The sequence below is a fragment of the Microthrixaceae bacterium genome (assembly GCA_023957975.1).
In the GTDB taxonomy this organism is placed as follows: domain Bacteria; phylum Actinomycetota; class Acidimicrobiia; order Acidimicrobiales; family Microtrichaceae; genus JAMLGM01.
In genome coordinates this window covers 221,390-246,548 of sequence record JAMLGM010000004.1, presented here as the reverse complement: position 1 = coordinate 246,548, position 25,159 = coordinate 221,390, and the positions used below count along the sequence as shown (strand labels likewise).

At 67.1% G+C, this 25,159-nt stretch carries 17 protein-coding genes; 6 read left to right on the top strand and 11 right to left on the bottom strand.

Translation table 11 applies throughout. The features are described 5' to 3' along the window. Nucleotides 1-2: 2 nt before the first annotated feature. The 3 genes from M9952_07915 to M9952_07905 form a co-directional block, all read right to left on the bottom strand. Nucleotides 3-899 carry a polyprenol monophosphomannose synthase gene (locus M9952_07915; protein ID MCO5312842.1) on the bottom strand — a complete coding sequence of 299 codons (897 nt, stop codon included), beginning with the start codon at nt 897-899 and terminating at the stop codon, nt 3-5. 131 nt (nt 900-1,030) lie between these two features. After that, nucleotides 1,031-2,749 carry a hypothetical protein gene (locus M9952_07910; GenBank protein ID MCO5312841.1) on the bottom strand — a complete coding sequence of 573 codons (1,719 nt, stop codon included), beginning with the start codon at nt 2,747-2,749 and terminating at the stop codon, nt 1,031-1,033. After that, nucleotides 2,746-4,152 (bottom strand): glycosyltransferase family 39 protein, encoded by a 1,407-nt coding sequence (locus M9952_07905; protein ID MCO5312840.1) that lies wholly within the window; start codon nt 4,150-4,152, stop codon nt 2,746-2,748. The genes M9952_07910 and M9952_07905 overlap by 4 nt, the downstream gene beginning before the upstream one ends. Before the next feature lie 94 nt (nt 4,153-4,246). On the opposite strand from M9952_07905, the gene M9952_07900 reads away from it, so the two are divergent. Next, complete coding sequence (locus M9952_07900; GenBank protein MCO5312839.1) at nt 4,247-5,971, top strand: hypothetical protein; 1,725 nt, start codon at nt 4,247-4,249, stop codon at nt 5,969-5,971. On the opposite strand, the gene M9952_07895 is transcribed toward M9952_07900, so the two are convergent. Further along, the gene (locus M9952_07895; protein ID MCO5312838.1) at nt 5,891-8,371 is read right to left on the bottom strand and encodes an acyltransferase; all 2,481 of its coding nucleotides are present in this window, start codon (nt 8,369-8,371) and stop codon (nt 5,891-5,893) included. The two genes, M9952_07900 and M9952_07895, sit on opposite strands and share 81 nt — an antisense overlap. A gap of 30 nt (nt 8,372-8,401) precedes the next feature. Between M9952_07895 and M9952_07890 the strand changes: the two genes are divergently transcribed. Continuing rightward, nucleotides 8,402-10,462: a hypothetical protein gene (locus tag M9952_07890; GenBank protein MCO5312837.1), complete on the top strand. Its 2,061-nt coding sequence runs from the start codon at nt 8,402-8,404 to the stop codon at nt 10,460-10,462. 54 nt (nt 10,463-10,516) lie between these two features. On the opposite strand, the gene M9952_07885 is transcribed toward M9952_07890, so the two are convergent. Next, a complete protein-coding gene (locus M9952_07885; GenBank protein ID MCO5312836.1) occupies nt 10,517-11,677 on the bottom strand; it encodes an acyltransferase in 1,161 nt (386 codons plus the stop codon). 39 nt (nt 11,678-11,716) lie between these two features. On the opposite strand from M9952_07885, the gene M9952_07880 reads away from it, so the two are divergent. Further along, nucleotides 11,717-16,054, top strand: coding sequence for a DUF3367 domain-containing protein (locus M9952_07880; protein MCO5312835.1), 4,338 nt, complete (start codon nt 11,717-11,719; stop codon nt 16,052-16,054). Nucleotides 16,055-16,108: 54 nt separating this feature from the next. Here M9952_07880 and M9952_07875 read toward each other — a convergent pair whose 3' ends face one another. Continuing rightward, entirely contained in the window at nt 16,109-16,894 is a 786-nt protein-coding gene (locus tag M9952_07875; GenBank protein ID MCO5312834.1) for a class I SAM-dependent methyltransferase, read from the bottom strand. A 65-nt stretch (nt 16,895-16,959) separates the two neighbouring features. Between M9952_07875 and M9952_07870 the strand changes: the two genes are divergently transcribed. Together M9952_07870 and M9952_07865 are read left to right on the top strand one after the other, a co-directional pair. After that, a complete protein-coding gene (locus M9952_07870; protein MCO5312833.1) occupies nt 16,960-18,216 on the top strand; it encodes a glycosyltransferase family 4 protein in 1,257 nt (418 codons plus the stop codon). Beyond that, the gene (locus M9952_07865; GenBank protein ID MCO5312832.1) at nt 18,213-18,887 is read left to right on the top strand and encodes an alpha/beta hydrolase; all 675 of its coding nucleotides are present in this window, start codon (nt 18,213-18,215) and stop codon (nt 18,885-18,887) included. Before M9952_07870 ends, M9952_07865 begins: the two co-directional genes overlap by 4 nt. Before the next feature lie 15 nt (nt 18,888-18,902). On the opposite strand, the gene M9952_07860 is transcribed toward M9952_07865, so the two are convergent. From M9952_07860 to M9952_07840, 5 genes are all read right to left on the bottom strand, one after another. Then, complete coding sequence (locus M9952_07860; GenBank protein ID MCO5312831.1) at nt 18,903-19,769, bottom strand: glycosyltransferase family 2 protein; 867 nt, start codon at nt 19,767-19,769, stop codon at nt 18,903-18,905. Between the two features lie 157 nt (nt 19,770-19,926). Continuing rightward, entirely contained in the window at nt 19,927-20,556 is a 630-nt protein-coding gene (locus tag M9952_07855) for an ATP/GTP-binding protein (protein MCO5312830.1), read from the bottom strand. Further along, nucleotides 20,537-20,908, bottom strand: a complete 372-nt coding sequence (locus M9952_07850) for a DUF742 domain-containing protein (protein ID MCO5312829.1) — start codon at nt 20,906-20,908, stop codon at nt 20,537-20,539. Before M9952_07850 ends, M9952_07855 begins: the two co-directional genes overlap by 20 nt. After that, on the bottom strand, nt 20,905-21,327 hold the full coding sequence (locus M9952_07845; protein ID MCO5312828.1) for a roadblock/LC7 domain-containing protein: 423 nt from the start codon (nt 21,325-21,327) through the stop codon (nt 20,905-20,907). The genes M9952_07850 and M9952_07845 overlap by 4 nt, the downstream gene beginning before the upstream one ends. After that, entirely contained in the window at nt 21,324-24,182 is a 2,859-nt protein-coding gene (locus tag M9952_07840; GenBank protein ID MCO5312827.1) for a hypothetical protein, read from the bottom strand. Before M9952_07840 ends, M9952_07845 begins: the two co-directional genes overlap by 4 nt. 160 nt (nt 24,183-24,342) lie before the next feature. Here M9952_07840 and M9952_07835 point away from each other — a divergent pair, with 160 nt between their 5' ends. Then, a complete protein-coding gene (locus M9952_07835) occupies nt 24,343-25,149 on the top strand; it encodes a DUF4388 domain-containing protein (protein ID MCO5312826.1) in 807 nt (268 codons plus the stop codon). The last annotated feature ends 10 nt before the right edge of the window (nt 25,150-25,159 follow it).

Here is a 25,159-nt window from a genome sequence, read left to right as displayed (position 1 = left end):
CGCTACGACCGAGTGGGTACGTCGTCGGCAGCTACGTCGGTGGGCGCGATCTCAACCATGGATGCGTCGACGGCGGGTTCGACGGCGGGTTCGGCCGGCGCCGGCTCGGTCGGAGTTGTCGGCGGGGTCGCACCGCTCGAGTCGGCGAGCCGCTCGCCCAGGCGGGTGGTGCGGAATCGTCCCGTGAGTTTCGGCGCGCGCCGACACAGACCCCACCACGTCACCATCGACATGGTCTCGACCATCGTCGGGATCGCCATCTTCGACTCGCCGACCGTGCGATCCCGAAAGATGATCGGCACTTCGGTGACCGTCGCCCCCGCGTCGCTGAGCCGAAATCCGGTCTCGATCATGAATCCATACCCATTGGCGCGAGTGGTGTGAAAGCTGATCTGTTCCAGAACCGGTGCGCGGTAGGCGCGAAAACCAGCGGTGGCATCGTTGAACACCAGCCCCAGCATGACCCGGGAATAGGTGTTGCCGTACTTCGACAACATCCGACGTCGAAGCGGCCAGTCCGGGGTGGCGCCTCCGGGCACATACCGCGACCCGACCGCGACATCGGCGCCGTCGAGGATCGCCTGACGAAGCCGGGGAAGCACCGCCGGGTCGTGGGAGAAATCGACGTCCATCTGCATCACGATCTCGTAGCCGAGGCCGAGAACGTGGGAGATTCCGTGACGGTACGCGGCGCCGAGGCCCTCCTTGGACGGTCGGTGCACCACGTCGATCCGGCCCAGTTCCTCAGCGACCCGCTCGGCCAACTCGCCGGTACCGTCGGGGCTGTTGTCGTCGAACACGAACACGTCGGCTTCTGGCAACGCCGCGCGGACCTCGCGCAGGAAACGTTCGATGTTGCCGGCCTCTTGGTAGGTTGGCACGACCAGAGCGGTACGCATTCGGGCAATGCTACTGATGCGCCCCACCCGATACATGCACCCACCGGATACATGCACCCACCGGATACATGCACCCACCGGATACATGCACCCACCCGTTGGCGGGCACAGGCGGGGTCACGTGGGGTCGGTCACGATCCTCGCCGGGTCCGGTCACAACGTTGAAGCAACCGGAACGGCGCTGCGTCGAGCACCTCGCAATAGTCCCGGGCGACGATTTCGTTCGGTCGTTCGTCGCCACGCTCGACGCTCGAGTTGGGTTCCTCCCAGCCGCTCCAGACGTCGGACAGGATCAGCCAGTCGTTGTTCGCCAACTCCTCGGCAAGTCCTGAACCCACCGCATCCGCGAGCCCCGGGTCCATTTCGATGTATCTCGTGCCGGGAACGAGTTCGGGGAACAGGTAGTAGAAGAACGCGTCGCTGTACGGCGTGAGCGCCAGATCATAGGGAGCGACGATCAGCCGTTGCCCTGCATTTGACTCCTCGTCGAGCCGGTCGACGATGCGTTGTGCGGACGCTGCCGCCTCCTCGCTGCCGTAGAAGAAGCGTCGGTCTCCGCGCACGATCTCGTAGCCGAACACGTTGTGGCCGAAGCTCTGCCCGACGAGGTCCGCGTAGGTTCGCAGCGGGTAGAACGGAATGACGGCCACGAGCACGAACAGAATCGGCAGCACGGCGGCCACCGGCCTGGCGAGCGACCGTCGAAGCGCCGGGACGAGGCCGACGATGCCCTGTTTCACCGTCACCCCGGAGGGGACCTCACCAGCGAGCGGGGTACGTATGGTCCACAGTTCCAGGATCGCGAGCGGCACGAGGGCGAAGCTCACACACGACACCCACGACAGGTGGGCGGTGTCTGGCCGTTGGAACGCCTGGGGCAACAGGCCGAGTGCAAACGCGGCGCCCACCGCGAGCCCCCGAGGCCGCAGCCGTTCGGGTTGCACCTTGCAACAACGCCATGCGGCGAACACCACGAACAGCACCGAAACCGGCACGAGCCAGAACCACAGCGCGATCTGTGGGCCGATCTCCAACATCGGCAGCGGCCACCTCGACACACGCAATCCCCCGGCCTTTTGCAGGTAGCCGTCGGGTTCCGACCAGCTTGGGGGAACCGGCAGCGTGCGTCCGTCGCGCAGGTCGAACACGGGTTGCAGGAACATTCCCTCGATGGCCCGTTCGAATCCGACGGCGATCAGGAACGGCACGATCAATGCCGATGTCACCACCGCTCCCGCCAGGCCGTACCACCGATCGCGGCGGGCGGCGGGGTCTCGGCCGAGCATCAGCCAGGCGATCACACAGGTCAGCCCGATCGCCACGATCATGTCGGGCCGGTACAGCAGTGCAGCGCCGAAGCACACGCCCGCCGTCGAAAGCCGCACCCGCCCGCCACCGTCGAGGCCGGGGACCAGCACCGCGATTCCCGCCATCGCCAGACCGAGCGCCCCGTTCCACGCCATGGCGCTCAATCCGAGCGGAGAGATGGTGATCACCAGGGTGATGAGGCCGGCGAACAACGCGGAGACCCGCCCCCAGGGCCTGGCGAACCAGAACATCGCGAAGATCAACAGGCAGTGCTGGACGATGCCGACGATGCGTTCGACCTCGAGGGTGTCTCCGAACACCTTGTAGACACCGGCGAGCACGTACAGCGATCCCGGCCCGTAGAGGTGCAGGAAGTCGACGTGGGGTACTGCGCCGGCGAGGATCCGTTGGGGGAAGGCCAACATGAACCCCTCCTCCATCGGCGGTCCCTGATAGCCCATGAGACCGGGTATGGGCAGCGCCACGGCGACGGCCAGCAACAGCAGGGCGATCGTGGTCTGCAGATCGAATCGGCGCCTCATGGTTCGCTTCCTTGCACGGCTGGCTCGGTTGGCAGGTCGTCGACCGTATCGGACCGGCCACGACGGTGAAGGTCCGCGCGGGCGATTGCGTAGCCGACCATCACCGCGAAAAACGGAGTCGTGGGCACCTTGAAACGGGCCTCGCCGAAGAAGGCGATCGGCAACACCGCCGACGCAGCACCCCCCACGAGGATCAACACTGCCAGCGACCGCTCAGGGTCGTTGCGCCGGATCGCCCCAGCCAACCCGACGGCGCCAACGACCACCCCGACCATCAGAACCACGTAGGTGCCGTTGCTGATCCACGTGAGTGCGGTGCGCGCCCCGGACGACAGAAACTCGTCGTCGCCAAAGGATTCGATGGCCTTGAGCGCGTCGTCGTCCCGGTCGTAGGTGTAGCGCAGCTTCTTGAGGCTCAGCAGCGGCAACTCCCCGGCATGGTCGATCGCCCAGGCTCGGGCGCGCCGGGCGGTCTCGGCGTTACGCCGCGCCTCGGCCTCCGGGCCGTCGATGTAAAACTCGCCGGTGTCGCAGTGCTCGGGTACGCCGAAATGCCCGGTCGCACTCGGGTTGAACCCGATGCAGAGGTTGTCACCGCCATTGGTCGACACGGCGACGAAGCGGTCGAACACGATGACGTTGCGAACGCTCCACGGCAGCACGACGACCGCGGCGATCAGGCAGGGAGCGACGATGAGAGCGATCCGTCCCCGCGCCGTTCGCCGGGTGGCGAACGCTGCGAGGCCCACGGCGACGACCACGGTGAGCACCTGCGGTCGGGTCAGCGTGGCCACCCCGAGTGCGACCCCGGCAATCGCGGCGTCGCCCCACCAACCGCGGGTCATCGTCGAACGCCCATCTGCCCGGTGGTCGCCGAGAAGACGGGCGAAGCCGAGCAGCGACACCGAAAAAGCGGCCACGAAGAGCCCCTCGGACAGCAGCACGGCGCTGTGCAACACCAGGTTCGGCCACAGCGCGATCACCAGGCCGGCACCCAACCCCGCCACGCGGGCGCATCGGCTCCGAGCGGGCCGTTGCGCATCGTGGCCGACGACGCGAGCTGCGACCCCGACGATCGCCCACGCGGCGATGCCGCCGAGCACCGCCTGGACAAAGCCCACGATCATCACAAAGTGGGCCTCGAGGCCCACCGCGGTCACGACATGATGCAGGACGCCGAGAAACCACGGGTACCCGGGCGGGTAGTACGAGGTCTTGTGGCCGTACCAACTGACGTAACCCTGGCCGTTGGAAATACCTTGAGCGAACCGCAGGTACAGCAGCGAATCGTGAAGGCCCTCAGGGGGACGCGACAGCGCCACGACCGCGCCGACTCGCACCGCGATCGCGCCGAGGGCGACCGCGAGCCGGGGACGGTCGAGGCTCCGATCACGCAACATCACGCGGCGAGGTTAGTTGGCACCGCATACGACTTCGTCGACCGGGTGCCACCGCGTATGCGCGACGTGGTCGACTGGTTCTGCGAGAATCGCGGTCGTGCCCGCACTGCCCTCACGGCCCCACCGCAGCGACCTCGTCGCGGCGGTGATCCTCGCCGCAACACTGCTGTGGGCCGCCCTGGCCGGTCGTCGGCTCTGGTTCTTCAGCGACGACTGGAACATCATCGCCCAGTTTCCGAGCGGAGACCTTCTCGAGCCGTTCAACAGTCACCTGTCGCTGGTTCCGATCGGGATCTACCAACTTCTGTTCCACACGGTCGGCCTCGAGTCGTACCTGCCGTACCGCGTCGTCGGCCTGGCCGCCTACGCGGTGCTGGGACTCATGGTCTGGCGCTATGCGAGTCGGAACCTCGGTGCGGTCGCCGGAGCCGCAGCGCTGACGTTGGTGCTGTGGAACGCGGCCGGGGTGACCAACGTGATGTTCCCGTTCCTCATGAACTTCTCGATTCCCGTCGCGGCGCTCGCAGCGGCCTGGTGGCATCTCGACCGCACCTCGCTCCGGGGCGAGGTCGCCGCCTCGGTCTGGCTCGGTGTCGCCTTGGCGACGAGTGGGCTCGGGTTGATGGTGGCGGCCGCCCTGGGTGCCGAACTGTTGTGGTCGCGTGCACCCGTTCGCCGCTGGCTGATCCTCGCCCCCGGGCCGGTGCTCTGGCTGATCTGGTATCTCGCTGCTGGCACCTCATCGCCGAGTTCGGGCGGGTTGCGCGCCGTCGCGATCTATGCCGCGCGAATGCTGATCGCCGGCGGAAACGGACTCACCGGCACGGCGGGGGTGGGCGGCTGGTTGGCGTGTGCAGCGTTGGGTGCGTTGTTGGCGACGTGTCTCGGTTTCGGGGTGCTGAACGGGCGCATCGTCGGGGCGTTCGTCGCGCCGATCGTGTTCGCCGTCCTGACGGCCTGGAGTCGCCTCGGCGTGGTCCCCGCCATAGCCCCCGATGAACTGCGATACCGCTGGACGATCGGTGCGTTCTGGGTCTTGGCGGCGGCGTCGATGCTGCACGCGTTGCGCGACCACCCGCGGTGGGAGCCGATTCGCGAGCGGGTTCAGGTTCGGGTCGCAGCGGTTGTGCTGGTCGCCGGCGGGGCGATCGCCGGTGCCGCCGTGCTGGTCACCACCGACGTGCCCGAGTGGGTCGATACCGTCGAGGCCTCGGTCATCGGCGTGCGGGCGAACCTCTGGGTCGCCGAACAGGCGGGCCGAGACGGCACGGTCGAGCGTTCCCGCGCATTGCCGGTGTCCTACGTCCGGGTGGAGGCCGGCGAATACCTCGATGCGGTCGCCGAACTCGGCAGTCCGCTCGTCGGATTCGAAGCCGACGCATTCTCGGGATCGGCGGAGTCCATCGTGGCTGCCAACGAGGCGTTCATCGCCCAGTTCGACCTCGGACTCGACCCGGTCAAGGTCGACCCGGTCAAGGTCGAAAGCGGCGATGTGAACGACGGCGGAGCCACCGACGGCGATGAGCCCGCGAACTGGCCGCCTCGTGGCTGTCGTCCGTCCGCCGTGCTGATCGATGGCACGCACGGGGCGACGGTGAGCGTGCCGTTCGGCGCCACGGCCCGGGTGGATGCCGACGACGACGCTGTGGTTGCGCTCGATCTGTTCTCGGATGGAGATCGAGCCGCCGTGATCCCGCGTCGAAGTCCTGGCGGCGATCACGACGTCGTGGTGAAGATTCCTTCACTCACCCGACCCGAGCCGATCGCCGACGCGACGATCTCCGTCGATGGCCATGCGGCCGTCACGATCTGCGTTCCCTGACACACCGCCAGATCCCACACCGGCAGATTCCACGGCTGCGGCGTCTCGTCGTGCCGACACGACCCGGCGTTCGACGAGCGCGTAGCTGATCGAAGCCACCGCAACCGACACGACCACGGCGACGGCGTAACGAAGCGGACCGTGCATGTCCGGCAGACCCCGTGCGAACCACACAAAGATCGGAAGGTGCCACAGGTACAGCGAGTAGGAGATCCGGCCAAGCGACCGAAGCGGCGCCCAACCGGCGATCGCTCCGATGACCGAACCGTCGGCGTCGACGACGTCGAGCGCCACCGCTGCCGAGGCCGCCGCGACCAGCGTGAAACCACCGGCGAACAGCCAGGCGCTGCCGGCGCTCGTCCACATCCAGGCTCCGAGCAGGAAGACCCCGCCGATGAGTCCACAGGTCGAAGCGACCCGCTTGGGAACCAGCCGAGCGCGCCACGCCACCGCGGCCATGGCGCCGATCACCATCGAATCCGCACGCACGTCGGTGCGTTCGTAGAGGGCCTCAAGGTCGTGTCCCATGCGAAACGACAGGTACCTCCAGGCCATCACGGCGGCTGCTGCTGCGCCCAGGGCCAACAGCACCTCGCGTGTGCGGTCCAACCATCGATGTGCGATAGCGACCGCCACACCGCACAGCACATAGAGCTGCCCCTCGACCGCGAGCGACCACAGGTGCACGAGATCGAACGGCGGGTGGTGGCCGAACGAGAGCTGCCAGTTCGAAATGAAGGTCAGCGCCGTGGCCGCCTGAATGGCCTCCTCGCGCAGCGAATCACCGATGACGGCCGTCACCGTCGCGTGGACGAGGAAGAACAGCACCAACGGCGGCAAAAGGCGGCGGGCTCGTCGGGTCAGGAACGCTCCGAGGCGCACGGTGCCGGTTCGGTCGCGTTCTCGCAACAGGGTCGCAGAGATCAAGAACCCCGACAGCACCAGGAACACGTCCACGCCGAGGAAGCCACCGCGAAGGAACCGATGTTCCGCCCCGGGCACCGCGAAGATGTAGTGGGTTCCGAGCACCGCCGCGATCGCCAGACCGCGAAGCCCATCGAGTGCCGGGGTCGCTCCGAGCAGGCGCGGGCGGGGCGCCGTCGCCGAACCATCGGCCGAACTGGCGCCGGTCGAACTGGCGCCGCTCGAACTCGAGCCGACCGGACTCGACAAGACCGGTGCCGTCAGCACCTTCGACAATGCCGGCAACGACCAACGCTCCACGGCGTGATAGGTCAACGCTGCAAGGGCCGCACTCACCGCGACGACCACGAACAGTGCCGTCGGAAACGGTGCGTTGAAGTCGGCAAGGTCGCGCCAGTCGAACCACCACTCGGTCACCACCTGATGCCACAGATAGACGCCGTAGGTGCCGAGGGCACCTACGCGCACCCACGACGCAAGGCGAACATCGAGCGCGCCCCACCTCCGCGAGGGGCCCTGCAAGGCCGACGGGGCGACCGCAAGGGTGGCGGCCACCGCGAACAAGCCGTGGCGCAAGACGGTCTGTCGGCCGTCGAACCCGGTGTGCAGGGGTGGAAGGTCGAGGCCGGTCGAGGCGATCAACAAGGCGAGGGTGGCGCCGAAATAGCACCACAACCGGGCCGGAATCGAGGCCACCCACGGCCTGTCCTCCACCCGCTTGACCAGCACGGTCTCGCCGAGTCGACGTCGCTCCAACAGCACCGCAAACCAGACTCCGGCTGCGAAGACGTCGAGGTGGTTCGGCAACCAGGTCAACAATGCACCCCGGAGGTCGACCGCGCTCGGATCCTCGTAGTCGTACACGTTCGTTCCGGCGATGACCGCCAATCGAAACACGAGTGCGATCAGCGCCCAACCGGCCAACGAACGTCCGATCCACCGCGATCGCTGCAACTGGTCGGTCACCGAGACCATGCGCCGCCGCATCCACCAGGCCCACAGGGGCATAAACGCGTAGAAGGAAATCTCGGAGGCGAGGGTCCACGACTGGGTGATCGGCCCGATCGCCCAACCGGGGACATAGATATGCACCAGCGCCATCGTCGCGACCAGCCGCTGGGGCGAGGGCGCCGCGCCGGCGCCGAACGCGAGGGTCGCCGCCAGCACGACCCAGTAGAGCGGAAAGATCCGAGCGAAGCGCCGCAAGGTGAACGTGGCGAGATCCGGCGGGTCGGTGTTGCGCACCAGCGAACGCACGAATGGTCGCCCGACGAGCAGGCCTGACAACACGAAGAACACCGGCACGCCAACGTCGAGGCGCGGCAGGATCAGTCGAAGCCACGAGTCCCAACGTTCGGGGTTGACCACGCCGGTCACGAACGCCACGTGGGAGATCAACACCGCGATCGCCGCCAGCACGCGAGCGATGTCGAGGCCGAAACTGCGCTCGCTGCCTGCTGTGCGGTCAACTGTCACATCGCTAGTGTGGACCAATTCGAGGACCTGATGGCTGACGCTGACCGACCGCACCCGACTTCCCCCCCGGACGAACCGGTCGAGCGCAGCGATCGCTCGCTTGCGCTCGATGCGGTCGATGGCCCCGGTCGAGCCCGGCGGGGCACCCTCGACCCCGTGCGATGGACGATGGTGGTGTTGATCGCCCTGGTCGTCGGGCTGGGGGCGGCGGCGTCGATCCGCGGATGGATTCCGGTCGGAGACAACGCGTTCTTGTCGTACCGGAGCCGCCATGTCGGGTCGAGCGATCCGATCCTGCTGAACAATGCGTCCTCGGGCGGCACCGACAACTCCGAGCCGTACAACCATCCGGGGGCGTTCCCACTGACCCTGATGGCCCCCATCACACTCATCGGTGGCCCCGGTTCGGTACCACTCGCTGCGGCGGTCTGCACCGCAGCGTCGATCGGGCTCATCTCCTCAACCGTGCGACGCGTCGCCGGACGTGGGGCACAGCTGTGGTCCCTCGTCGTCTCGGCGGGGTTGCTGGCCACCCAGTCGGTCACGATGTTCGCGGATCCGTGGAATCCCAACTTCGCCATGTGGCCCCTCGGCCTGGCGGTGATCGCTGCGTGGGCGGCGTGCCAGGGCCATCGTTGGTCGTTGGCGGTTGCCGGACTTGCCGCATCCGTCGCCGTTCAGAGCCATCTCGCGTTCATCGCTCCGGGCGCTGCCGCGTTCGCTGCCGGGTTGGCGGGAACCGCGATCGTGTGGCGTAGGGATTCCCGCCGGTTGCGCGTCGAACTGGCCGCCACCGCGATCGCGTTGTCGGTCGCCAATGCGCAGCTTCTCGTCGATCAATTCTTTGGCACCGGCAACCTCGGCCGCCTGCTCAGCGCGCGAGACGCGGGGGCCCAGCGGGTGAGCGTGCACGATGTGGGCGCGGTGCTCGTGTCAAAGCTGTCGCCCAGCGTCTTTCGCCGTGACGGGTGGTTCGCCCCCGTGTTTCCCGCGGATCGAGCCTCCCCTGTCGCCATCGTCGTCGGGCTGGGTGCCCTGGCCGTGTTGTCGATCGCCGCGGTCGCCTTCAGCCGTTCCGCCGATGACCTCGACCTCGCGGTCGACGTCGACAGCACCTCGCCGCACCGTCGCAACCATCGTCGTCTCCTCGCGACGCTTTTCGGCATCGTGGGGGTGACCGTGGTCGCCGGGTCGGTCCTGGCGTTGCGCTACCCGATGCGGATCGGAATTCCGTTGCCGTATTTCCGGTGGGTCTGGCCGCTCGGCGCCATCCTCACCGGAGCGCTCGCCGCCTCGGCGGTGCGCATCGGAAGCGAGCGTCTCGCCGCCCCTCGTGGCGGGCGGGTGACCACCGGTGGCCGCTGGCCGCTGGCCTTCGGCGCCGCGAGCGTCATGGTGCTCACCGGCGTTTCGGGGGTTCCCATCGGCGAGGAGATGTCGCCCAATCCCCAGCGGTACCAGGACCTCGCAGGACCGCTGTCGTCTGCGGCGATCGAGGCCCTGACCCGGTTCGACGACGGGCCGATAGGATCGGTCTTCGTCGAACAGAGCCACCTTCAGGCGGGACTGTGGGTCATTCCCGCGCTGATCGACCAACTCGATGCCGCCGGAATCGATGTCGCCGTTTCCGACCCGATTCTCGACCAACAAACCGGCGGACGACTCACCAGCGACTCGGCACCCCACACGCAGTTTCGGCTGATACTGCGCGGAGGTCTCGACTCCACCGACGACCTCGAATCCAACCCCGGAGCCCTCCGACTCGCCACCCCCGTGGAGCTTGCCGACCGCGAGATCGACGAATTCCACCGCCTGGTCGACGCGCTCGCACCGGTGATCTCGGACGGGGCGAACTTTCGGGCCGACGCCGACATCGTCGACGCGGAAGGACTCGCCCTGGTCGAGTCGCTGCGAACCGACCCGCCCGATCCTCAGTACTTTTTCAGCGCTCCGTCGATTCGCGACGCTTGGCAGCAGGGCTGGCTCGTGATCGACGGCGCCGATCGCGACGACCTCGAACGCGCCTTCGAACTCGGTACCCGCCTCGGGGCCATGTCGGTGACGTTGTGGCTCGTCGCGCCCGACGGCTGAGGCGGCGCCGTCGCTCTTGCGCCGTCGCGTTCCCGGAGCCGGTGTCGGTGTCGGTCAGAGTCTGGTGAGGACGACGATCGCCGTGAGGACGATAACGAATGCGATCGGACCCTGTGCCCCTTGCAGCCTGGCGCGGGTGCGAATCGGGGTTTCGATCCAGCGCGTGAGCGCAAACGCCACGGCGAAGGATGCGAGGATCCGGATGCCCAGCAGCGGCCAGCCGCCGAATCCGACGTTGTCCGGGCGCAGTGCGAGGGCGACGGGCCAGTGGCTGACGTAGACCGCGTAACTCATCTTGCCGAGCTCGACCAACGGGGGCCACGAGAACGCTGTGGCGAACCAACCCGTACCCGGTGCCGCGCCGAGAATCAGGCCGACGGTCAGCAGCGACATCGCCGACAGCCCGCCGCGCAACACCCAACGGTCGTGTTCGGTCACGGTCGACCAGAACCACAGCGTGCCGAGGAGCGACGCCCAGCCGACCCAACTCCATCGGGGTGAACTCGGCCAACCCCAGCGGTCGATCGCCAACGCCAACAGGCAGCCGACCACCAGCTCAGCGGCGCGGGTGTCGGTGCCGAAGAACTCGCGGTTCAAGGTCGACTCGATCGTGATCATCGACCACACCGAGTACGCCCCGACCACCACGAACGCCGCGGCCAGCCAGCGGCGCCAGTGGACACTGAACATCGCCAATCCGATGACGATCGTCATCCCCAGGTAGAACTGCTCTTCGATCGACAGCGACCAGAACGGTGACAGCGGCCCGAGCGTGCGCATGCCAGTTTCGGCATTCGAGGCGAAATGGATGTCCTGCCAGTTCTTGAAGCTGAAGATCGCCGCTAGGGCCTCGATCGTGCGCACCTCCCCCCACACACGCTCCACGACCTTCGGAGCCGCGACCGCCACCAGGACCACCGTCATCGAGGCCGGCAACAAGCGGCGGAACCGCCGACGCCAGAACCCGAGCCAGTCGACGCGTTCGTCATTGTCCTTTTCGACCATCAACAGCGAGGTGATCAAAAAGCCCGACAACGTGAAGAACGCCGTCGGCCCGATGAACGAACCCGGGGCGAGGGTGGTCATGTCTCCGGTGATCGAGAAATGGAACAGGATCACCGGGATGGTGATCAGCCCCCGGATTCCGTCCAAGGACACGACATAGGGGAAGCGCCGACGTTTCGGCGCGGCGGACGCCACGGACTCCACAACCACGACCAGAACCTACCTGCTCGACGCGACTACCTTTGGCCCGTGCCCGGCTCGACCCTCACACGAATTCGCGCCTCGCGCACCTTGCCCCAGATCGCGTTCGGCGACGTGCTTTTGGCCGTCGTCGCGTACGTCCCGTTGCTGTTGACCCATCGGGGCATGCTGGGAGCGGATACCAAGGCCTATCTCTATCTCGATCCCGGACGCCTGTTGTCCAAAGCCGTTTATCTGTGGGACTCGTCGGTCGCCTTCGGCACGGTCACCCACCAGAACATCGGGTATTTGTTTCCGATGGGCCCCTACTACTGGCTCATGGATGCGGTGGGGATTCCAGACTGGATCGCCCAGCGAATCTGGCTGGGTTCGATCATCTTCTTGGCCGGGTTGGGGGTGCGGTACCTGCTGAAGACCCTGTCGTGGGACGGCCCCGGGGTGACGGTCGCTTGTTTCGCCTACGCGCTCAGCCCGTACCTGTTGCATTACTTCTACAAGCACTCGGTGATTCTGTTGCCCTTCACCGCGCTGCCGTGGCTGGTGGCCTTCACGGCCAAGTCGCTGCGACAGCCCGGCTGGCGGTATCCGGCGATGTTCGCCCTCGTCGCGCTCGCCGCCGGCGGAATCAACGCCACCAGCCTGTTCCTCGTGCTGTTCGGTCCACTGCTGTGGGTGCTGCATGCGGTCTTCGTCGAACGCGAATTGAGTATCCGCCAGGCGATTCCTCCGCTGTTGCGCGTCGGCGTACTCGGGGTGGCGACATCGCTGTGGTGGGTCGTCGGCCTCATGGTGCAAGGCGGGTACGGCATCGACGTATTGAAGTTCACCGAGACCTATAAAACGGTGTCGGATGCGTCGTCGTCCACCGAGGTGTCGCGCGCTCTCGGATACTGGTTTTTCTACGGCACCGACTCGTTCGGCCCCTGGTTCAAAGCAGCCGACAGCTACACCCAGAACACCTGGGTCATCGCCTTGTCCTATCTCGTGCCGCTCCTGGCGGTGGCGAGTGTGTTGTGGACCCGCTTTCGATATCGGGTGTTCTTCATCGGGCTGGCGGTTCTGGGTCTGGTGGCCTCGGTTGGCGCATATCCGCTCGACGCACCCTCGCTGTATGGACGGCTGTTCAACTCCTTTGTCTCGAGCGGTGCAGGACTCACCCTGCGTTCGACCCCCCGTGCCATTCCGTTGTTGGCCCTCGCGCTCGCGGTGTTTCTCGGGGCCGGGGTCGCGGCGCTTTCCCGACTTCGCCCCGAACGCCGACTCGTGTTCGCGTCGGTCGCCATCGTGTTGGTGATGGCCAACCTGTCGCCGCTCTTTCTCGGTCGCATGATCGACCCGTATCTGGAGCGCCCCAACGACGTTCCGCGTTACTGGACCGAGGCCGCAGCCCACCTCGACCGCGGGGAACAACAGACCCGCGCCCTCGAGATCCCCGGAATCGACTTTTCCAACTACCGCTGGGGAAGCACCGTCGAACCGATCACCCCCGGGTTGATCGACCGCGATTTCGCCGCTCGCGAGTTGGTGCCATACGGCTCGGAGGCCTCGGCGAATCTGCTCAACGCCATCGACCTCCCCCTACAGAACCGAACCCTCGACCCCGATTCGTTGGCCCCGTTGATGCGTCTGATGAACGTCGGCGACCTCGTCGTGCGCAACGACCTCGAATACGAGCGGTACCGCACACCACGGCCGCGGGTCATGCAGCGTTGGTTGGCGCGAGCGGTCGGGTTCGGTCGGGTTCGCCATTTCGGATCGAACGCACCCAACGTCGCCGGATCCGGATCGCCACTCCTCGACGACCTCGAACTGTCGATTCCCGACGACGACCCCGACCCCTACAACGTCGACATCTACGGGGTCCAGCAATCGATCCCGATCGTGCACACCACCCCGACCGACCGGCCACAGGTCCTCGCCGGCGACGGCGACGGCATCGTCTCGGCGGCGGAGGCCGGGTTGGTCGACCCCTCGCGCCTGTTGGTCTACTCGGGCACCGTGAGCGGTGACGACCGTCTCGACGATCTCGCGGAGGCCGGTGCCGAATTGATCATCACCGACACGAACCGTAAGGCGGGTCGCCGCTGGGGCACGACCAAGGACAACGACGGCTACACCGAGTTGGCCGACGAAGTCCCCATCGATGACCCTGCGGATAACCGACTCGACCTCTTCGGCGGCCGCGGCACCGACGTGCAGACCGTTGCACGTCAGGTCGGCGGTCTCCGTGCGGTGGCCTCCGGCTACGGCAATCCGTTGTCGTTCACCCCCGGCGATCGTGCGTTTCACGCCGTCGACGCCGATCCGGATACCGCCTGGAAGGTGGGAGCGTTCTCGGACGTGATCGGCGAGTGGATCGACCTTCGCCTCGAGGACGAGTCCGCTCCCGGGTCGCTCACTTTGGTGCAGGCCCACCGCGACGTCAATCGCTGGATCACCTCGGTGGTGTTGACCTTCGACGACGCCGATCCGATGGTCGTCGATCTCACGGAGGACTCCCGTGGGGTCGGCCAGATCATCGACCTCGGCGATCGCCGGTTCACGACGCTGCGCATCACGGTACGCACCACCGACGCGGATGGACGTGGAACCTTCGCCAATCTCAGCGGCGTCGGCTTTTCCACCCTTCGACTCGGAGATATCCCTGCCAGCGTCGAACAGATCCGCCCGCCCACCGACCTCCTCGATGCCCTCGGGAGCCGTTCGGACGACCTGGCCCTGTCGTGGGTGTTTCGGCGGCGCACGGCTCCCGCCGACAGCGGGGCACGCGACGAAGAGACCCGCCTCGTGCGGGTGGCGACCATGGAATCGGCGCGCACGTTCGCCGTTTCGGGTGCCATGCGGGTGGATCCTGACGCCGACGACGCACGAATCGACGAACTCGTCGGTGTCGGTGGTGCGACGATGAATTCCTCGAGTGGACTGCGCGGCGACGCCGCCTCGCGGGCATCGAAGGCCTTCGATGGCCGGGCGGCGACCGCCTGGCAGTCGTCGTTGAACCCACAACCGGGCGAGTGGCTGTCATTTGTGACCGCCGAGCCGGTGACGGCGACGGTCAATTCCATCTCGGTCCTCGCCGATGGGCGCCATTCGGTGCCGACCGTCGTCCACTTTGAAGTCGACGGAGTCGCGCTTGCCCCGATACGCCTGCCCGAAGCCGAGGACGGCCCCCGAGGCACGGTGCGGCGGCTGGCCTTCGATCCGGTCGAGTTCACCGGACGCGACGTCCGTTTGGTGATCGACGAATTCCGGTCGGTCACCTCCCCCGACTGGCTCAGCAAGGCACCCACGACCCTTGCGGTATCGGTCGCTGAGGTCGGTTCGACCCAGCTGCGTAGCGCCGTCGTCGCCACCGTTCCCGGACTCGCGACCTGCCGAAGCGATCTCGTCTCGGTCGGGGGCACGGCGCTCGCGGTGGTCGCCGATGGTTTCGCCGACGGTGCCCGTCCCGCCGACGTGCTCGAGTCGGCCGAGCGCGGCGAACTCGTGAGGTTCAGCGCGTGCGACCCCTCAGGAGCCGGCGCTGTCGCGGTAGCCACCTTGGCCGAGGGCGAGACCATCGTGGAGACGTCCGAGGCGGCGGTGGGGGCGCTCAGCGTCGACCGCCTGGTGTTGTCCTCCGGCGTCGACCCCACGGCGACGAGCGACTCCGGTCCGGCGCTCACCGTGTCGCGAAAGAGTCCGGTCCACATCGTTGCAACACCGCGTGCCGATGTCTCCGAACCGTTCTGGCTGGTGCTCGGGCAGTCCTACAACGCCGGGTGGCAACTGCGCATCAACGGCGAGGTCGCCGATCAACAGATGTTGGCGAACGGGTTTGCGAACGCGTGGTACATCGACCCCGCACTTCATGGAAAAACCCTGCGTTTCGAGTTCGTCTGGACTCCCCAGTCTCGGGTGTGGATCGGCCTGTTCGTGAGCGCGTTCGGCCTCTTGTTGTGCATCGGACTCGCCTTTCGGCCACCGGCGCCAAGTCGCTCAAACCCTGCGCCGCTGCAACCGAGCCTCATCGCCTGGAACGACGCCTACGGTCGGGTCATCGCTGCGTTGCCGGCCACCTTGTGGTCCCTTGCGGCAACGGCGTTGGGATTGTTCCTGCTCGGCGGTTGGTGGGGGTTCGTCGTCGGTGCGGCGACCTTCGCGGCGCTTCGCACCGACCTCGGATGGACGGTGCTGCGCTTCGCAACCATCGCGCTCCTCGGACTCGCCGGGGCATATGTCACGGCGAAGCAGGCGGCCAACGGCTACCCGCTCGAGTTCGGATGGGCCGGGCATTTCGACCGCGCCCACTGGCCGACGATGCTGGCCTACTGCCTGATCGGGGTCGAGTGCCTCGTCGAGGTTCTGCGCGGCGGGTGGCGTCGCTCGGTGCTCCGGCACTCCTGAGCGGTCAGGCCCGCTGCCAGCGTCGTCAGTGGACGCTCGACGCCCGTAGCGAGGTCAGATCGACGGCTTGCGAACCACCGCGAGCAGGCACAGCGTCGAGTCGTCGATCGCTTCGGTGGTGAAGAACTCGGCATCGGTAATGCCCGAGTTGCCGCTGCCCTGCTCATCGTCGAGGAACCGGTACGCCACCCGACGGCCGGCCGCATGCAACGCCACGAACCAGTTCCGGGGCAGCTTGTGGCGCAACCCGAGAGGATCGAGCTTCAACAACTTCTTGGCGAGGTTTCGACGCTTCTCAAAGTCGGCCTTCACCATCGGGGTGGCATCGAGGCCGAGGACCTCGACGTCATCGAAATACCGCCCGAGCATCTCGGCGAGATCATCACGCTCGAACAGATACACGTGGTACGGGTTCTCGAAGTCGGCCGGCTTGTTCGGAGTGATGAAGAACGCCGTGCCGTCGGCGGCGAGCACCCGAGACACCTCACGGGCATGAAAGCTGGGGTCGACGAAGTGCTCGATCAGGTGCGAGGAGCACACATAATCGAAGGAATCGTCGGCGATGCACAATGAGCTGCCGTCTGAGCATGCGGTCATCAACCCGACGTCGGCCTTGTCCGTGCTAGCCAACACCGCCGTGTCGATGTCGTAGTCGATGCCGACCAGAACCCGCTCGCCGTCGGCGAATGACGCTGTGCCATCGCCGAGGCCGCAACCGAGATCCAGAAAGGTTCCCGCCGGCTCGAGCCGGTCGCGAACCTCGCGGTATCCCGCCGCATGCAGGGCAAGGAGCGAATCGGGGGTCTTGCCCTCGATGGGGCGTTCGCCAGTGAGCTTCATCAATCCTCGGTTCAGGACCTGCGGGTCGACCGACCCGGCGGGGAACGGATCTAGCATAGGCGCCCGTGGTTGCTGCCTCCGGAGACCGACCCAAAACACCCGTGGCCTCGCCCGACACGATCGCCACGTTGGCCGAGTTGTCACGGCGCAGCGGAATCCGACGCGTGCACATGTTGGCGTGGCGCGATCTCGACGATGTCGAGGCCGGGGGTTCGGAGGTGCATGCGCACAACATCGCCGCCATCTGGGCCCAGGCCGGCATCGAGGTCACCCACCGGACCTCCTATGCCGCAGGACACCCGCAGCGAGCGACCCGCAGCGGATACCGCGTCATCCGCAAAGCGGGACGATACATGGTGTTTCCGCGAACGGTGGCCGCCGAGATCGCCGGGCGGATGGGTCCTCGCGACGGCCTGATCGAGATCTGGAACGGGGTGCCATTCATGTCGCCGCTGTGGGTCAGGGGCCCGCATGCGGTCTGGCTTCACCACGTTCACGGGCCCATGTGGCAGATGTCGTTGCCCCCCGGTTTGGCGGCGGCCGGCAGATTCGTCGAAGAGAAGGTGGCGCCGCGGTTCTATCGCCGCTCACCCATCGTCACGTTGTCGAATTCGTCGCGCGACGAGTTGGTCAGCGAGATGGGATTCGACGCCGATCACCTCACGGTGGTGCCGCCCGGGGTCGATCAGAGCTACTCGCCCGCCGGGATCAAGACCGAGGCCCCCACCGTGTTGGCGGTTGGGCGCCTGGTGCCGGTGAAGAACTTCGCCCGACTCATCCGGGTGATGGCGATGGTGCGCAACTCGGTGCCCGACGCCGTGCTGAACATCGTCGGCGAAGGTTACGAACGCGACGATCTCGAAACGCTGATCGACGACCTGGACGCCTCGCAGTACATCCACCTCCGAGGTCGTCTGAGCGACGCCGAATTGCTGGAGTTGATGCGCTCGTCGTGGTGCCTCGCGTCGACCTCGATTCGCGAGGGCTGGGGTATGACCCTCACCGAGGCCGCGGCGTGTGGGACCCCGTGTGTGGCGACGCGTATCGCCGGGCATCTCGATGCGACCGTCGACGGTGAGGCCGGGCTGCTGGGGACCACCGATGCGGAACTGGTCGACCACCTCGTCGCGGTGCTCACCGACGCGGAACTGCGCGAACGACTCGGGCGGGGCGCCATCAAACGGGCGGGTGAACTGACCTGGGAGGCCGCCGCGATCGCGACCTTTGAGGTGCTCGCCGCAACGGCGACGCCCCGCGGGCCCCACGACCTGGTCGACACGTCCGCCTCAACCGCTCGCCCCAACCCGGAGGATCTCCCATGACCGACACCGTTGTTCTGGTTCACGGCCTCGCCACCAACGCGGAACGCACGTGGCGCGAGACCGGCTGGATCGACCTGCTCGGCGACTTCGGCGTCGACGTCATCGCCCCGGACACGCTCGGTCACGGTTCGGCGCCGCAACCGACCGACCCCGCCGCCTACGACGAGTTCGAAAGCTATCTGCTCGACGCGTTTCCCGACGAAGCGGTGCACGCCGTGGGGTTCTCCCTCGGCGCACGCACCGTGTTGGCGCTCGCCCTCGAACATCCCGAGCGCTTCGATCGCATCGTGTTGGCCGGGGTGGGCGAGAACCTGTTCCGACGCGACGGGTCGAGCGCGGAACTCGCCGATGCGCTCGAGGCGGGCGACGACGGATCGAACCCGATGGTGCAACACTTTCGCCAGCTCGCGGAGTCGAGCGGTCAGTCGATCGAAGCGCTCGTCGCCGCCTTGCGCCGACCTCACCCGCCGCTGATCGACGAGGAGCGGCTTGGCACCCTTCAGGTGCCGACACTCGTCGTCCTCGGCGACGCAGATTTCGCCGGACCGGCAGACCGTCTCGTCGACGCCATCCCCAACGCCGAGTTCGTCTCCCTGCGCGGCGTCGACCACTTCGCAACCCCGAAGTCGATGGGCTTTCTCGACGCCGCGTTCAAGTTCCTCGGCCTGTAGCGCCGCGCCTTGGACTCACAGATCGGCCGGCGGCGCTCCGCTGCGTCCGGCCAGGAAATCGCGTATGCCCAGCAAACGGGCGCGACGGTCGAAAATGTAGGGCGCCTTGTCGGGGTGCACCGTCCATCGCAATGCCTGGCCCAGATGGATGATCAGCCGAATCGTGGCGTGGTACCGGCCCGACATCGACCGGACGAGGCGCAGGGTGTTGCGGGTCTGGAGATACTCGACCAGCGCCACCGACGATCCGATGGTCACGTTGCGGACCCGGGCACCGCGAACCAACCCGCAGGTCCAACCGGCATCACGGGCCCGCAACGCCAGTTCCGCCTCCTCGCAGTAGGCGAAGTAGGAAGCATCGAACAGACCGACCTCTACGAGGCAGTCACGCCGAAGCGCCATCAGCGTGCCGTGGGGGTAGGCCGCTGGTTGCCAGCCGGGGGTCGGGTCTCCGGGCATGGTCATGCCGCCGAAGTACGGGTCGATGTAGGGGGTCATGCCATCGCCGACATCGGCGCATGCCAGCCCGGCCATGGGTTCCGCGCGCGCCGAATCGAGAAGCTGGCGGACACAACCCGGGTCGAGTGCGACGTCGTGAGGGCACAACAAGGCCCAGTCGCTGCCCTCGCGGTCGGCGAGCCAGGCGGACAGGCCCAGGTTCGCACCCCCGCTGAACCCGCCGTTCACCGTGTTCTGCAAGATGGCGATATCTCCTCGGCGGCCGAACTCCGCGCGCAGCTTTTCGAGGTGTTCGGGTCTCGACGCGTTGTCGGCGATCAGGTACCGAAGGTCCACGCCCTGCGCGTCGAAGGCCCGCACCGTCTCGATGCAGGCATCGGACTGATTCCAGTGGACGATGACGACGGTGACCGGAGCACTCATGGCGCGCCGAGTCTCGCACCACCGTGGCCCTCCGGCCAACGTGAGGGGGCCGCCGCCATCGGGCCACCTACGCGACCACGACGTGGTTCTGTAGGTGATTTCGGTTGCCAGACCAACCGAAATCACCTACAGAACGAGCTTGGGCGAGGGTGGCGGACTACGCGCTCGCGGCCGCCATCGCGTGCTGGACCAGCACGATCAACGCCTGTTGCGTGGCGTTTCGCGCCCGGGCGTCGGTCGGGAACAGCGGCACCGCGGGGTTCAACGCCAGCGCGTCCCGAACGTCTTCAAGCCGGTGACGAACGGCGCCGTGGAAGCAGTTGACCCCCACGACGAACGGCAGGCCGCGCTGCTCGAAATAGTCGATGGCGGCGAAGGAGTCGGCGAGGCGGGTGGTGTCGACCAGAACGACCGCCCCGATGGCGCCTTTCACCAGCTCATCCCACATGAAATGGAACCGCTCCTGACCGGGTGTGCCGAACAGATACAGGATCAGCTCATCGTTGCCGAGGGTCACCCGACCGAAGTCCATCGCCACCGTCGTCGCCGACTTGGCGGTTGCAACGTTGATTTCGTCGACGCCGATGCTGCGGTCGGTCATGGCGGCCTCGGTGCGCAGCGGATCGATCTCGGAGATCGAGTTCACGAACGTGGTCTTGCCGACGCCGAACCCGCCGGCGACCACGATCTTCACCGGGATCGGAACGTTCATCGGTTGATGCGGGGCCGACAGTGCCCCCTCGGACCCGTTGGGCGCACCCATGTCGTCAAAGTGCCTGGAGACCATCGAGGACCCTTTCGAGAAGCGAGACGTCGCGATGCGCCTCGACCGCCTGAGTGGCTGGAGAACTTCGATCGAGTGAACCCGAAGTGACGAGATCGGCAACGAGCACCCGTGCGACGCCCAATACGACGCCGAGGTGCGCTGACAGCTCAGCGATCGAGATGGGGTTCGCGGCGTAGTCGAGGATGCGTCGCTCCTCGGAACTGAGCTCGTGGCGAATGGCCCAACCCCGGTCATTGGTCCGCACGAGGGTCTCAAGGGTCAATTCGACCGCTGGACGCGTTCGACCTCCGGTCAACGCGTACGGCCGGATGCGCATCATCCGGTCGTCAAACGAGTCGGGCGAGGTCGTCACCGGGCGAGCGCTCCCTGCAACTCGGCGCGCAGCTCGGGGGTCAACACCGCGCCGCAGCGCTCGGCCAGACGCGCCATCTCATAGCCCACCAGACCCACGTCGCAACCAGCATCGGAAACGACCGCCATCGAACTGCCGTCGCCGATCCCGGTCACGAACATGAAACCGTGTTCGAGTTCGATCACGACCTCGGTCACCCGGCCGCACCCAAACGGCGCCGACGCACCATGGGCGAGCCCGATGAGTCCCGAGGCTGCCGCGGCGAAACGGTCGGCGGACTCGCGTGTCATCCCCGAACTCATCGCCATGAGCAACCCGTCGGCGGACAGCACGATCGCGTCGCGCACGCCCGGCACCCGGTCGGCGAAATTCGACACGAGAAAGCTCACATTGCCGGCTTGTTCGCTGATGATCGTCATTGATGATCTCCTTGATGCTGCGGCGCGGCGCCGTCATGCGGGTTGGAACGGCCCGTCACCAGGCCATTGCGGTACCGGGAGAGCGCTGAGCCTCCCTCGCTCGCCGGTCGAGTCGGCGCTGCGATGTTGTTGTCGCCGCCGATGCTGGACGTCGGGGTCGATGCGCCGGGGCGACGTTGCGGCAGCGGCGGGGCGGAGGCGATCGGCGCCTGCGCACCGACGCCGCTGACGGCTCCCGGCACCGACGGCGGAAGAAACGCCGCGCCAGGCGGGGTTCCCGCGGGATCGTAAGCAGGAGGAACCCACGCGGGTCCCCCACCTGCGGGCCACACCGGTGGTGTCGGTGCGGCTGGCCCGCTCGAGGGCGGTCCTGGCCGGGAGGCCGTCGGGTCGACGTGGTCAGCCTTCGTGCCGGCACCTTCGGCCAGCGTCCTGCCCGGATGGGCGATCGGCGCGGGGATCGACGGAAGCACCGGAGAACCGAGCAGCCCATAAACGCCTTCGTCGAATCGATCGCCGCTCGGCAGAATGTCGACGAGGCGATGCGGAGCTGGGGCATCGGACAGCAGCCGTTCCGGTTCGCGGGGTTCGGCGCTCTCGAGCGAGCCGGCCGCTTCCGACGACCGTGCATCTTCAAACGACCGTGCTTCTTCGAGGACGTCGACATCCTCGAAGGCCTCCTCCTCGAAGGTGTCGGCACGGTTGAACAACGCATCGCGATCGAACAACTCGACCCGCGAAGCCTCGGCCTCGGCAGGAGCGATGAACGCATCGAACGCGTCCGCCCCGGTGAAGGCAGGCGGGGTTGCCAATGGCCCGGGCACGCCCTTTCCCGGAGGGATGGGTGCGGCGCCGGTGTTGAGCGATCCCGGACGGATCGGCACCACGTTTCCCAAAGCCGGCGCGTTCGTTGCTTCACGTGGTCCATCCACCGCGGTCGGCTGGTCCGCCAACAGTGCGGCGGGGATCGACACCGACGCGACCACTCCCCCGTCGAGGCCGACGGCGAGTTCCACCCCGATGCAGTGACGCTGGGCCAACGTGCCAGCGACGACGAATCCGAGCGACCGCGACAGCGCCAGGCCGACCGGAGGCGGTTGCTTCAGCACGCTGTTGGCGGACGCCAGCTGGCTTTCGTTCATGCCGACCCCGTGGTCGGTGATCACGATCGAATAGCCGCCGTTGCGTTCGCGTCGACCCACCACGTCCACGGTGGTGTTCGGCGGGGAGTACTGCGCACCGTTCTCCATGAGTTCGGCGAGCAGGTGGGCGATGTCGACCGCGACCGACCCGAGCGCGATGGAGGGTTCGACGGCCACGAGCTCGACGCGAGCGAAGTCTTCCACCTCGCCGATGGCGACTCGCACGACGTCGCCGATCTCGACGTTGCGGGCACGTCGGCGCGGGGCCTCCGCCCCGGCGAGCACGAGCAGGGATTCGGCGTTTCGCCGCATGCGGGTGGCGAGGTGATCGAGTCGGAACAGGTTCTCGAGCTGATCCGGGTCCTCCTCGTTGGTTTCGAGGCGATCGATGAACTGGATCTGGCGATCGAGCAGGGACTGGTTGCGGCGGGCGAGGTTGACGAAGATCTCGCTAATACCACGCCGCAGCTGCTGGTTCTGTTCACTTGCGACGTGAACGATGGCGTTGCTCAGTTCCGCGAGGGACCTTCCGACCTCCGCGAACTCGTCGTTCGAACCGGTGTCGACCTCGAGCATGGCCACCGAGGTGCCGTCGAAGTTGGGGGTCTTGAGGCTTTCGAGCAGCGTCGGCACCTGGTCGCTGGACAGCGTGTGAGCGGCATCGGTCAGGCGGGTGAGCGACTGGTTGATTCCGCGGGAGATGGCGAACGCCAACAGGGCGACGCCGAGGGTCGCCGCGGTGGCTGCCGCGGCGAACCACGTGACGGCGAAATCGGCCGAATCGACGTGTTGGGCCGTTCGCGCATAGTCGAGATCGAGGAGGTGCGACTCGATCGTGAGCAACTCGTCGGTACGTGCGGCGGCCAGCGTCGCCCATTCCGCCGCCGTCGCCGGCATGGCCACTGCCTCGGCGCGGGTTGCGGGCGGCGCGCTCAACATGGCGATTCCCGGGTCGGAGGCGCGCGAGGCGTCGCTGGCGCGAACGGCGCTCAACATGTCGGCGGTCGCTGGGTCGGCATATTGGGTGAAGGTGTCGAACAACAGCGTCGCCTCGCCGCCGAGGTCCTGGGTCAGCGCCGCCATCGCCTGATATCCCTCCTCCGAGGGGTCGGCGTACCACGACATGGCCACCGCGGACAGCTTCGACTCGGCCTCGATTCCCTGTGCCAACCAACGCCGGCTCAACGCGGCCGACGAGGTCGATCCGGCACTGTTCGACACCTCGATCGTGCCGACCGCACGCTGGGCACGGTCGATGAGACGCCCGTATTGGTCGGCCACCGCGACCGGCGTCTGGCGTTCGGTCGCCGATCGCACCTCGGCGGTGGCGGTCGGAACGGACCGCAGCACATCGATCGACCGCTGGAGATCCTCGCCTGAAAGACCCGCAGACGCACCCGACTCCAAAGTGTCCACGAGTTGCTTCGCCGTGCGATCGGTGGCCTCGCGCTGCTCGGTCAACGCGGCCGCCGTTGCGGTCACCGTCGTTTCGTCGCCCAGGCCGGCACTGGCGGCGAGAAGTCGTTCACGTTGCAGCTCATGCACGAGATCGGCCGTCTGGGCAGACACTACGAGCGCTTCACGCTGCTGTTTGGCCTCGGCCCGGTCGACGAGTCGGGCCTGAATGCCGAACCCGGCGACCACGATGAGCACCATGGTCACGGGGAGCACCATGACGAGCAGTTTCGTGCGGACATTGAGACGGGAGAACATGGGGCCTCTCTGACGTGGAACAAGCCGAGGGATGGCAGGCGGGGCACGAGTCGTATCGACGCGGCACCGCACCGGCTTGAGGATCCCGTCTCAAGTCCTCTCCCGGGCCGACCCGGCAAGGGCGGGAGGAAGTGGGCCGTGTGGTCGATACATTGACCTCGTGAGCGCCGACCCGCAGACCGAGACGCACCCCATCGCCGCGGCGCCCGCGGCGCGGGTCGCCGCAACGTTGCAGGGGTCGCTCGACACCCTGTCGGTTCGAGACGTGCTCGCCCTGTTGGCCGGCTCACGGCGTACCGGCCGTCTCGTCGTACGCCCCGCTCAACCGCTGTGGCTCGTGCTGCACGACGGGCGCATCGTTCACGCGGGGGCCTCCTCGACGATGGTGCTTCCCCGGCACCTGCTCTCGATCGGGGCGCTGACCGCGGGCGACCTTGAACAGATGTTTTCGCTCAGCAACGCCTCGGTGAGCGCGTCGCTGTCCCCTGCCGAGGTACTCGCCATGTTGCAGCGGGCCGCCGAGGACGGCACCCTCGATCCCGAGGCGCTCAGCACCGCGATCTTCGAATTGAGCGTCTCGACGGTGACCGATCTGCTCTCGGTTCCCGAACGCGACCACCGCGGCGAACTCAACACGCTCGTGTTCACCGAAAACGACGGAGTGGCCTTTGCCCCGGACCGGACCGTCGACCTCGACGACGTGGTCAAGGCTGCGGACAGCGACCTGGCATCGCTCGCTGAGGTCGAGAGCCGAATCGGCGACCTCGAATCCCGGGTGCGAAGGGTGCAGCGCCTGCATCGCGGCACCGGCTCGGTCACCCTCGATGCGCTCGATTGGGCCGCGCTGGCCGAGATCGACGGGCGCGCCACACTCGCCCAGCTCGGGCACCGCCTCGGCCTCGGCCGCGGTCGGCTCTACCGGCTTGTCGAGTCGTTGCTCGAACGCGGACTCGTCGAGCCCGCCTGACCGAGCCCGC